This window comes from Streptomyces sp. NPDC028331 (genome assembly GCF_055565775.1).
In genome coordinates this window covers 188,276-199,545 of sequence record NZ_JBVHTR010000010.1, presented here as the reverse complement: position 1 = coordinate 199,545, position 11,270 = coordinate 188,276, and the positions used below count along the sequence as shown (strand labels likewise).

Annotated in this window: 9 protein-coding genes; 6 read left to right on the top strand and 3 right to left on the bottom strand. The window is 75.7% G+C overall.

Annotated elements, in window-relative coordinates:
- Positions 1–36 precede the first annotated feature (36 nt).
- Entirely contained in the window at positions 37–774 is a 738-nt protein-coding gene (locus tag ACZ4SW_RS17395; protein WP_468243575.1) for a CTP synthase C-terminal region-related (seleno)protein, read from the bottom strand.
- Positions 775–869: 95 nt separating this feature from the next.
- Here ACZ4SW_RS17395 and ACZ4SW_RS17390 point away from each other — a divergent pair, with 95 nt between their 5' ends.
- The 3 genes from ACZ4SW_RS17390 to ACZ4SW_RS17380 all read left to right on the top strand — a co-directional run bounded on the left by ACZ4SW_RS17390 (position 870) and on the right by ACZ4SW_RS17380 (position 4,054).
- Entirely contained in the window at positions 870–1,751 is an 882-nt protein-coding gene (locus ACZ4SW_RS17390) for a LysR family transcriptional regulator (protein ID WP_468243572.1), read from the top strand.
- A 127-nt stretch (positions 1,752–1,878) separates the two neighbouring features.
- Positions 1,879–3,024: an aminopeptidase P family protein gene (locus ACZ4SW_RS17385; RefSeq protein WP_468243570.1), complete on the top strand. Its 1,146-nt coding sequence runs from the start codon at positions 1,879–1,881 to the stop codon at positions 3,022–3,024.
- A gap of 109 nt (positions 3,025–3,133) precedes the next feature.
- A complete protein-coding gene (locus ACZ4SW_RS17380; RefSeq protein WP_468243798.1) occupies positions 3,134–4,054 on the top strand; it encodes an aminoglycoside phosphotransferase family protein in 921 nt (306 codons plus the stop codon).
- A 96-nt stretch (positions 4,055–4,150) separates the two neighbouring features.
- Here the strand turns inward: ACZ4SW_RS17380 and treZ are convergent, their stop codons facing one another.
- Positions 4,151–5,896, bottom strand: coding sequence for a malto-oligosyltrehalose trehalohydrolase (gene treZ / locus ACZ4SW_RS17375; RefSeq protein WP_468243568.1), 1,746 nt, complete (start codon positions 5,894–5,896; stop codon positions 4,151–4,153).
- 184 nt (positions 5,897–6,080) lie between these two features.
- On the opposite strand from treZ, the gene ACZ4SW_RS17370 reads away from it, so the two are divergent.
- The 3 genes from ACZ4SW_RS17370 (at position 6,081) to ACZ4SW_RS17360 (ending at position 8,685) form a co-directional block, all read left to right on the top strand.
- Positions 6,081–6,632 carry an FHA domain-containing protein gene (locus ACZ4SW_RS17370; RefSeq protein ID WP_468243566.1) on the top strand — a complete coding sequence of 184 codons (552 nt, stop codon included), beginning with the start codon at positions 6,081–6,083 and terminating at the stop codon, positions 6,630–6,632.
- Positions 6,633–6,874: 242 nt separating this feature from the next.
- Positions 6,875–8,200 (top strand): M14 family zinc carboxypeptidase, encoded by a 1,326-nt coding sequence (locus tag ACZ4SW_RS17365; protein WP_468243564.1) that lies wholly within the window; start codon positions 6,875–6,877, stop codon positions 8,198–8,200.
- Entirely contained in the window at positions 8,197–8,685 is a 489-nt protein-coding gene (locus ACZ4SW_RS17360; protein ID WP_468243563.1) for an SSI family serine proteinase inhibitor, read from the top strand. The genes ACZ4SW_RS17365 and ACZ4SW_RS17360 overlap by 4 nt, the downstream gene beginning before the upstream one ends.
- Before the next feature lie 174 nt (positions 8,686–8,859).
- Here the strand turns inward: ACZ4SW_RS17360 and treY are convergent, their stop codons facing one another.
- A complete protein-coding gene (gene treY, locus ACZ4SW_RS17355) occupies positions 8,860–11,211 on the bottom strand; it encodes a malto-oligosyltrehalose synthase (protein ID WP_468243561.1) in 2,352 nt (783 codons plus the stop codon).
- Positions 11,212–11,270: the final 59 nt, after the last annotated feature.

The following is an 11,270-nucleotide window of genomic DNA, read 5'->3' as shown; positions in this document are numbered from 1 at the left end:
ACACGGGCCGACGGTCCGCCGCGCCCGGACCGGTGGTCACACGGGCTGCACCCGTGCGCGCCGCCCGGCGTGCTCCACCGCGGCGTGCGCCAGCGCCCGTACGACGGGGTGCGGGCGCGAGCCGTCGCCCGCGAGTTCCGGCTGGAAGAGGGTCGCCAGGAAGAAGGGATGGCCGGGCAGTTCGGCGATCCGCACCTGCCCGTCCTCGTCGTGTCCGCTGAACCGCAGCCCGTGCGCCTGCAGTGTGTCCAGGTGCCGGGAGGGGCCGTACGCGCAGTAGTACCGTTCGACGGTCCGCGGGGAGCCGATCACCGTGTGGGCCAGCGAGTCCGGGACGACGTGGACCGCCGCCTCGTGGCCCACCAGGGAGCAGGCCAGCGGCTCGATGAGGAGGTCGTCGGCATGCGGGTCGTTCTCCGCGTGCGCCACCCGGGGCAGACCGCACACGGTGCGGGCGTACTCCAGCAGCGCGTGCTGGAAGCCGCCGCACGTGCCGAGGAACGGGATGCCCTCCTCACGCGCGGTGCGGATCGCGGCGAGGACCCCGGCCTCGCTCCGGTACGGACTGCCCGGCAGCACCCAGACGGCGTCGAACCCGCGCACGGCGCCCTCGTCCGCGGCCTCCTCGGAGGGGATCCAGTAGGCGTCGAGGACGAGCCGGTCGCGCCCGGCGAGCGCCTCCAGCAGCAGGGGGATGCGCGTGTGCGAGACCACGGCGGGGGAGCGGTCCGCGACCAGGGCGAGACGGGCGGTGTGCGTCGCGTCGTATGTCATGGCGGCCATGCTCGACCCGCCGCGTCGTTCACGTCCAACGATGATTCCTGCACGCTCGATAAGCGACGCTGATGTCATCGGACATGCTGGAGCCCATGGACCCGCACCTCCTGCGCACCTACGTCACCGTCGCCCGGCTCGCGTCCTTCTCCGAGGCGGCCCGCGAACTCCGCTACACCCAGTCCGCGGTCTCGCAGCACATCGCCGCGCTCGAACAGGACCTCGGCGCCCCGCTGCTGACCCGGCGCCCGGTCGCCCCCACAGCGGCGGGTGAACGGCTCCTGGAACACGCCGGTCCGCTGCTGCTGCGCCTGGAGGCGGCCCGGTCCGACGTCACGCGGATGGCGGCCGCGCCCACCCTCGGCGTGACGCTCGCGGCGACGCCGACCGCGCTCGGGCCACGCGTCCTGACCGCGCTGCCCGCCGCGGGCGTCACCCTGAGGGTGCTCCCCCGGGAGGAGATCCCCGCCGCGGTCGCCACCGGCGGCGCGGACCTCGGGCTCGTGGACGGCCTGGCCGCGCCCAGTGATCCGCTGCGGCTGCCCGACGTGGCGCCGCTCGTGACCGGGAGCGCCGGCGAGGAGCCCGTCTGCGTCCTGCTGCCGTGCGGCCATCCGCTCGCCCGGCGGGCCGGGCTCCGGCTCGGCGACCTGGCCGACGCCCGCTGGCTGGACGCCCCCGACGCGGGCCTACCGCTGGACCGACTGCGAGCCGTGGCCGGCGGCACGGGCTTCCGGCCGGCCCTGCGCCAGGAGGGCACCGATCTGCGGACCCTCACGGGGCTCGCGGCCGCCGGCCACGGCCTCGCGGTCCTGCCGCGCTCGGCTGCCGACGGCGTACCGGGCACGGTCGCCGTCCCGCTCACGGCACCCCGCGTGGTCCACCGCACGGAACTCGTCCACGGCCGGGGACTGAGGGGAGCCGCGGCGACACTGGCCGAGCGGCTGCTCGCGCCCGCGGCGCACGCCGCGGGGTGACCCGGTGCGCGGGCGGGTGATCCGGTCCGCGGGCCGTCATGGTCGCAATGGGCTCGCGTCCGCCCCTGCGGAGGGGCAGGATGCTGCCCGTGGACCCTGCCAGGACCCGGACCAGCGGAGGTTGTGGATGACCGGCACGCCCGCATCGCCCGACACGGGCGGTCCCGCGCCCTTCACCGCCGAGGACTACGCGGCCCGCATGCGGCGCGCCGCCGGCGCCGCCGCCGAGGCCGGGCTCGACGGGGTCCTCGTCGCGCCCGGACCCGACCTGGTGTGGCTGACGGGATACCGCCCGGTGGAGACCGAACGCCTCACCCTGCTGGTCCTGCGCGCCGGGCACGACCCCGTCCTCGTCGTGCCCACCCTGGAGGCGCCCGACGCCGCCCGGGCGCCCGGCGGGTCCGCCCTGACGCTGCGCGACTGGACCGACGGCAAGGACCCCTACGAGGCGGCCGCCTCCCTGCTGACCGCCGACGGCCGCTACGGCATCAGCGACAACGCCTGGGCCCTGCACCTGCTCGGCCTGCGTGAACGGCTGCCCGACGCCGGCCACGTGGCGCTCACCCGGGCCCTGCCGATGCTGCGGGCGGTCAAGGACGCCGCGGAGCTCGACCGGCTGGCCGCCGCGGGCGCCGCCGCGGACGCGGCCTACGAGGAGATCCGGAAGGTGCCCTTCGCCGGGCGCCGGGAGCGCGAGGTCGCCGCGGACCTCGCCGATCTGCTGCGGCACTTCGGCCATTCCCAGGTCGACTTCACCATCGTCGCCTCCGGCCCCAACGGCGCCAACCCGCACCACGAGGCCGGGGAGCGCGTCATCGAACGCGGCGACATGGTCGTCCTCGACTTCGGCGGCCTCAAGCACGGCTACGGCTCCGACACCACCCGCACCGTCCACGTCGGCGAACCCACCGACGAGGAGCGCCGGGTGCACGACCTGGTGCGCGCCGCCCAGGAGGCGGGCTTCCGCGCGGTCAGGCCCGGTGCGGCCTGCCAGGACGTCGACCGGGCGGCCCGCGCGGTCATCGCCGACGCCGGGTACGGGGAGTACTTCGTCCACCGCACCGGGCACGGCATCGGCGTCACCACGCACGAGCCGCCGTACATGATCGAGGGTGAGGAGCAGCCCCTCGTCCCCGGCATGTGCTTCTCCGTGGAACCCGGTGTGTATCTGCCCGGCCGCTTCGGCGTCCGCATCGAGGACATCGTGACGGTGACCGAGGACGGCGGACGCCGCCTGAACAACACGCCCCGTGAGATGGCGATGGTCGAGTGAAGGACTGAAGGAGGCAGTGGCCGGCCGCCGGCGCGCCCGCGAGGCGGCGACGGCGTCGGCCCGGCAGCAGGAGCCCCCAGCACGCCCCCGAGACGACAACGGCGCGATCATGACCCAGGCACCGACACCGACGGCGGAGACCGTACGCCGACTGGTCCGCACCCTGCTCCACGACGGCGACGGACCCGACGTCACGCCCGTCGCGGAGGGCGGGCACGCCACCTGGTGGGTCGGCCCCCGCCATGTGCTGCGGCTGGCCCCCGACCGGGACGCCACCGCCCGCCAGCGCCGTGAACTGCGGCTGCGGGCCCTGGTGCGGCCGCACATCGGGGCCGCGGTACCGATGAGCGTGGCGCACGGGGAGTGGGCCGCCGGCCTCGCATACACCCTCGACGCCCGGCTGCCCGGCACCGCCGGGGCCGAACGGGACGTCTCGGCGCTCGGCGAGGCGGACCTCGCGGCGCTGCTGACGGGGCTGCGCGAGGTGCCCGTACGGCAGGCCGAGACGCTCGGCGTGCCGCGCGTCCCGCCCCGCTCGCTGGAGGCGTTGCGCACCGCCGCCGCGCACGCCGCGGAGCGCCTCGCCGCGGGGGAGGAGTTCGACCCCGCCCGGCTCGCCCAGTTCCCGGCGCCGGCCGCCCGTCAGCTCGCACCCCAGCCCGGCGCGGCCGTCCTGGTGCACCGCAACCTCCGGGGCGACCACCTGGTCGTCAGCGACGACGGGCGGGTGCGCGGCGTCCTCGGCTGGCACGACGCGGTGATCGGCGACCCGGCCGAGGACATCGCGGGACTCGCGGCGGCCGTCGGCGCCCCCGCCGCGGTGCGCGCCGCCACGCTCGCCGGCTACGCTGCCCGCCCCTGCCTGCGCGGCCTGTGGCTCGCCCGCTGCGACGCGCTCGTCGTCCTGGCCGAAGGACTCGAGGGCCGGGGCGGCGCCCCGCTGCCGGACCTCCGGGTCCGCCTGCGCCGCGCCTGGGAGCCGATCCTGCTGGAGCGCGTCATGGAACTGCCGGGCGACGAGACGCCGTAGGCGGGCGTGGCGGGGTGCGGCGCGGGGGTGCCGGGGCGGGCGGGTGTCACGTCAGAAGCGTGCGCAAACGCTCGCGCAAGCGTTCACGCCGGCGCCTCACTCCTGCGTCAGCACCACGCACGACTCGCCCGGCAGCGTCACCGCGCCGTCCTCGTCCGGCGGCGCGACCGGCTCCCAGGCGGCCAGTACGCGCCCGCGACGGAGGCCGAGGGGGATCCGCGCCGGTTCCTTGGCGAGGTTGACGGCGACCCGGACGTCCCCGCGGCGGAAGGCGAGCCAGCGCGCGTCCTCGTCGTAGGTGACCTTCACGTCCCCGAGGTCGGGGTCCGAGAGGTCGGGCTGGGCGCCGCGCAGGGCGACCAGCTCCCGGTACCAGGCCAGCACGCGCGCGTGGGGCTCGCGTTCCGGCTCGGACCAGTCCAGGCACGAGCGGTCCCGGGTCGCCGGGTCCTGGGGGTCGGGCACGTCCTCCTCGGCCCAGCCGTGCGCCGCGAACTCACGGCGCCTGCCCCGCCGCACGGCGTCGGCGAGCTCCGGGTCGGTGTGGTCGGTGAAGAACTGCCAGGGTGTGCCCGCGGCCCACTCCTCGCCCATGAACAGCATCGGCGTGAACGGTGCGGTCAGCACCAGTGCGGCCGCGCACGCCAGGAGCCCCGGCGAGAGCGAGGCGGAGAGCCGGTCGCCCAGGGCGCGGTTGCCGACCTGGTCGTGGGTCTGGGAGTAGCCGAGCAGGCGGTGCGCGGAGACCCGGCTGCGGTCCAGCGGACGGCCGTGCCGCCGGCCGCGGAACGTCGAGTAGGTGCCGTCGTGGAAGAAGCCACCCGTCAGGGTCTTGGCGAGGGCCGCCAAGGGCGCGCGGGCGAAGTCCTCGTAGTAGCCCTGCGACTCGCCGGTCAGCGCGGTGTGCAGCGCGTGGTGGAAGTCGTCGTTCCACTGCGCGTGCACGCCGAGGCCGTTCTCCGCGCGGGGGGTGATGAGCCGTGGGTCGGCCAGGTCCGACTCGGCGATCAGGAACAGCGGCCGGCCCACCTCGGCGGCCAGTGCGTCCACCGCCTGCGACAGCTCCTCCAGGAAGTGGACCGCGCGCGTGTCGTGCAGCGCGTGCACCGCGTCCAGGCGCAGCCCGTCGATCCGGTAGTCGCGCAGCCAGGCCAGCGCGCTGCCGGTCAGATACGCGCGGACCTCGTCCGAGCCGGGGGCGTCCAGGTTCACGGCGGCGCCCCAGGGCGTGTGATGGGTGTCCGTGAAGTACGGGCCGAACGCGGGGAGGTGATTGCCGGAGGGGCCCAGGTGGTTGTGCACCACGTCCAGCACGACGCCGAGGCCGAGTTCGTGCGCCCGGTCGACGAACCGTTTCAGCGCCATGGGCCCGCCGTACGGCTCGTGCACCGCCCACAGCGAGACGCCCTCGTAGCCCCAGCCGTGCCGCCCCGGGAAGGGACACAGCGGCATCAACTCGACGTGGGTGACGCCCAGTTCGACCAGGTGCCCGAGCCGTTCGGCCGCCGCGTCCAGCGTGCCCTCGCGGGTGTACGTGCCCACGTGCAACTCGTACAGCACCGCGCCCGGCAGCCCGCGCCCCGGCCATGCGGCGCGCCACGCGTACCGCTCGTGGTCGACCACCGCGCTCGGCCCGTCGGGCCCGTCCGGCTGGCGCCGGGAGCGCGGATCGGGCAGCACGGGCCCGTCGTCCAGCGCGAACCCGTAGCGCGTGCCGTCCTCGGCCTCCGCCTCGCCCGCCCACCATCCGGCGCGCTCGGTATCGGGCTCCAACGCGCGCGTGGCGCCGTCGCAGTGGAGCGTGACCCGGGTGGCCTGTGGTGCCCACACCTCGAACCGCACTGACGTTCCCCCTCGTCTGCCCATCGTGATGTAGCCCGTCCATGGTGCGTCAAACGAGATCAATTCGTCGCCCGATCCACCCTTTCGTCACACGGAACGACCCTGACGGCGGCCTGGGCCGTCCTCGCGCGCCGTCTTTGCGTTTTCTGGACACGTCCGGGCCGACTGACCGACAATCACGTCCGTGACGTCGTCCTTCGAGTTCCACACCTACCCCGCGCGGCTCTCGGACGCCGAACGCGACAGGGCGCTGAAGGTGCTCCGCGACGGCGTAGCCCTGGGACGCCTGTCGCACGACACGTTCATCCGGCGCATGGAGCTCGCCCTGGTCGCCCGCCGGCCGCACGAGCTGGCGGCGCTCACCGCCGACCTGCCCGGCGAGAAACGCTGGTCCCGGATCGTGTTCGGCACCGTGGAGGCGGTCTCCGGGTTCACGGTACGGCTGCGGCGGGCCTGGCAGGCCGAGCGGCTGCCCAAACTGCTGCTGCCGCACCCGGGCAGCCCGTACCCGCTGCGGATCGGCCGCGACCCGGCGAGCGGCCTCAGGCTCAGCCACGAGACGGTCTCCCGTGTGCACGCCGAACTGAGCCGCCAGGGCGGCCTGTGGATACTGCGGGACCTCGGCTCGACGAACGGTACGACCGTCAACGGCCGCCGGGTGATCGGCGCCGCCGTCGTCCGCGAGGGCGACCAGGTCGGCTTCGGGAGGATGACGTTCCGCCTGGCGTCGGAGTAGCCGGCCCGCGGGCCGGGGACCGCCGTGCCGCGCCGGAGCGGGCCACGGCGTGCGGCCCGCCGCGCCGGGGCCCGTTACGCCGTCGGAGTGCCCTCCCGCCGCCACCCGACCTCCGGAACCGCTCACGGTGTTGACGTACCTGCCCAGTCGTGACTCACTGTGCGTACACCATGTACACCAGGTGAACCGACGGCACCACACAGGGGAGGTGTGCCCTGCCGCCCCTCCTCCGCTACCCGACCGTGGACGAACTCGGCGCCCGTGCCGCCGCGCTGGTCGCCCGTCACCCGCGCGACGCCCGGCTGCGCCGCGTGGGCACCTCCCGCGGCGGCACGCCCCTGTGGCTGCTCTCCGTCGGCCACGGCAGCCGCCACGCCCTCGTCGTCGCCGGACCGCACGCCAACGAGCCCGTCGGCGGCGCCACCGCCCTGCGCCTGGCCGAACGGGCGCTGGCCGACCCCCGGCTCGGCAGGGACGCCGACACCACGTGGAACCTGCTGCTGTGCCTCGACCCCGACGGCGCCCGGCGCAACGAGGGCTGGCTGTACGGCCCGTACACCCTCGGCCGGTACTTCCGAAACTTCTTCCGCCCCGGTTTCCTCGAACAGCCCGAGTGGCTTCCCGACGGCGCCGACCGCGCCGCCCTCCCCGAGACCCGCGCCCTGCTCGACCTCCAGGACGAGCTGCGGCCCTTCTTCCAGTGCTCCCTGCACGGCGTCGACGTCGGCGGCGGCTTCGTCGAACTGACCCACGACCTGCCGGGCATGGCCCAGCGGCTCGCCCACGCCGCCGCCCGGCTCGGCATCCCGCGCGAACTCGGCCCGTACGACACCCTGTACTGGCCGCTCCTCGGGCCCGCCGTGTACCGCATCCCGCCCCCGCGCCGCGGCGACCTCGCCGCCGCGATCACGGAGGCCGCGGTCGAGTCGACCTGGTTCCACCCGCACCGCTACGGCACCGTCACCGCGGTCGTGGAGGCCCCCATGTGGGGCGTGACGGCCGTGGAGGACCCGTCACCGCTTCCCGACCCCGACGCGGTCCTGCGCGCCGTCAGCGGCACGCTGCGCCGCGACACGCGTGTTCTGGAGGGCCTGCTGGCCCGGATCCGCCCCCACCTGGACGCCGTGCCGGACGCGGCCCGGCTGCTCGCCCCGGTGGACGACTATTTACTGGTCGGACCCGGACTCGCCGACTCCTGGGACCCCGACCTGTACGGCGCCGGTCAGCGGCCGCTGCCGCCGCTGGACACCGCACGGCTGACCGCCCTCGGCATCTCAGGACGTCGGGTCGCGCTGCGCACCGCGGGACTGCTGCACCAGCTCGCCAGGGCCGCCGGGCGCGCGGCGGCCGACGCGCTGCCCGAGCTGGACGGGCTCATCGACGCATGGTGCGCCGACTACCACGACGGCTACCGGGCGCGCTGGATCCCGGTCGCCCGGCAGGCCGAGTACCAGGCGCGCGTGGTGCTCGCCGCCTTCGAGCTCGCCGGGCGGTCCACGGCCGTGCGCTCCCATTCGGGTGAGACGGGCTGGGGTTCGCAGCCCGCCGTGCCGATGCACAGGGAATGAACAAGACGATCCTGGCCCTGCGCGGCGCCCTGCTCGCCGCGACCGCCTTGCTCATCGCGACACCGGCCCAGGCCGCGCCCCGGCCGGCCACCGGCGGCAACTGGCTCTATCTGACGGTCACCAAGGGCGACGCCCGCTCCCGGGACGTCCGCGGCACGCTCCTGATCTGCGACCCGCCCCAGGGGCACGCCCGGGCCGCCCAGGCCTGCGCCCAACTCGGCGCCGTGCAGGGGGACATCCGCCGCATCCCGCACGAGCACACCTACTGCACGATGCTGTACGCCCCCGTGACCGTCTCCGCGCGCGGGCAGTGGAACGGCCACCAGGTCGAGTACAGCCACACCTTCTCGAACACCTGCGACCTGGCGGCGAAGACCGGCGCGGTGTTCGCCCTGTCGGACCAGGCACCGGCCCGGTCGGTGCCGGGCGGGCACCACGCAGGCAGGGCCGACGCCGGCACCCCACGGGCGCGGGGAAGGTTCTGACGCCCGCGCGCGAGGGGAGCCACCTCCCCACGCGCGCGGCCGGCCGCGGACGCGCGGCCCCACCGCCGGTGCGACCCGCGCGGAGGTGCCGGTCGCATCGAGCGCTCTGCGCGTCCCGGCCGACGACCGGCCGGCTCCCGGTGGTCGTCCGGGCGGCCGCGCAGGCGTACGGCGTCACCGGTCGCCGACCCGCTCCAGCAGCGCCACCGGCAGCCGCGCGAACAGGTCCGCCACGCGCGCGTGCCCCTCGAACCGCCGCTCCGGCGCCAGCACGTCGGCCCAGCGGCCGGGCGGGAGCGCAAGGGACGTGTCGCCCCAGCCGCCCGCCTCGGCCAGCCGCAGCGACAGCCGCGTGACCGCCGTCAGCACCTCACCGGAGCGGACGAACGCCACACAGTGCGCGGCGCCCGGGCCCTCGGCCGGCAGCGGCGCGTACGTCGCCGACGCGCCGAAGACCTCCGGGCGCCGCCGGCGCAGCAGCAGCGCGGCCCTGGTCAGGTCCGCCTTGTCCGACTCGGTCTGCCGCGGCGCGAACGGCGCCCGGTTGTCCGGGTCGACCAGCGCCCGGTACTCGCCCTCGGTGCCCTGGTAGACGTCGGGCACGCCGGGCATCGTGAGCTGGACCAGCGCGGCCCCCAGGACGTTCGCCCGGATGTGCGGCGCCAGCTCCTCCCTCAGCGCCGTCACGAGCTGCCCCGGCGCCCCGCACGGACCCGCGGAGACGAACGCCGCCACCGCCTCCTCGTAGGCCGGATCCTGCTCGGTCCACGAGGTGTGCAGCCCCGCCTCCCGCACATGCTTGAGCAGCGCCCCCTTCAGCCGCTCCTCGTCCGCCTGCCCGAGCCCGAACAGCGTCTGCCAGGCCGCCCAGGCCAGTTGCGGGTCGGGCGCGTCACCGTCCGCGCGGGTCGCCTCGGCCAGCACGTCGTCCCAGCGCTGCGGGCACTGCGTGAGCACCGAGACCGCCGCCCGCACATCCGCGCTGCGCTTGGTGTCGTGCGTCGACAGCACGGTCCCCGTGACGGGCCAGTCACGCTGCACGCGCGCGCAGTACGCGTGGAAGTCCTCCGGGGCGACGGCCGGGGCGCCGGGCTCGCCGCCCACCTCGTTCGCCGACAGCAGCGGCACGTACCGGTAGAACGCCGTGTCCTCCACGGACTTGGCGCGCAGCGCCGCCGCCGTCTGCGCGAACCGGGACCGGAACTCCTCGAGGTCCGGTCCCTCCCCGGCCCGCCCCAGCACCAGATCCCGTACGACGGTCACCGCGTGCGCCTCCTCGGGCACCGTGAACGCGGCCCTGGCCTCGGCGGCGGCCGTCTCGGTGACCACCGCGGCGGCGTCCTGGGAGGCGTACGGCCGGTACACCTCCATGCGGACGAGGAGTTCCCGCAGCGCGGTGCGCAGCGCCCAGGGCGCGTGGTCGCGCAGCGCCGGGTCCGGGGACGTCGCGCACAGCCGGCTCGCCACCCGCGTGAGGCGCTCCACCTCCGTCGCCAGCTCGTGCGTGACCACCTCGTAGGCGGCGCGCCGCACCGTCGCGGCCCACTGGCCGCCGCGGTCGCCGCGCGGGATCGCGAAGAGCCGGTAGTGGCCGAGCAGTTCCTCGGCGCCCTCGGGGTCCGTGAAGAGCCCGTCCACGTGCCGCAGCGCGTCGTACCCGGTGGTGCCCGCGACCGGCCAGGCGGCGGGCAGGTGCTCACCGTCCGCGAGGATCTTCTCGACGACCGTCCAGCGCCCGCCGGTGGCCGCGTCGAGCCGGCGCAGATACGCCTCCGGGTCCGCCAGACCGTCCGGATGGTCGATGCGCAGGCCGTCCACGACACCCTCCGCGAGCAGCCGCAGCAGCGTGCCGTGCGTCGCCGCGAAGACCTCCGGGTCCTCCACGCGCACCCCGATCAGCTCGGAGATGCTGAAGAACCGGCGGTAGTTCAGCTCGGTGCGGGCCAGCCGCCACCACACCGGGCGGTACCACTGGGCGTCGATGAGCTGCGGCAGCGGCAGTTTCCCGGTGCCCTCGCGCAGCGGGAAGACGTGCTCGTGGTAGCGCAGCACGTCCCCGTCGACCTCGAGGTCCTCGACGACCTCGCCGAGCCGGCCGCCGAGCACCGGCACCAGGAGCTGCCCGCCCTGCGCCTCCCAGTCGATGTCGAACCAGCGGGCGTACGGCGACGCCGGGCCCTCGCGCAGCACCTCCCACAGGGCCCGGTTGTGGCGCGGGGAGGCCGCCATGTGGTTGGGCACGATGTCCACCACCAGGCCCAGCCCGTGCTCCCGCGCGGTGCGCGCCAGGGAGCGCAGCCCCGCCTCGCCGCCGAGCTCGTCCCGCACGCGCGCATGGTCCACGACGTCGTAGCCGTGCGCCGACCCCGGGACGGCCTGGAGGACCGGCGACAGATGCAGGTGCGAGACGCCGAGGGCGGCCAGGTACGGCACGGCCGCCTCCGCCGCACCGAACGGGAACCCCGGCTGCAGCTGCAGCCGGTACGTGGCCGTGGGCACCGTCGGGCCGGGACGCTCAGGTGTCATGGAAAGCTACGTACCCGCCCCGCGGCCTTTCGTGTCACCGACGCGCCGCCGACCCGGTC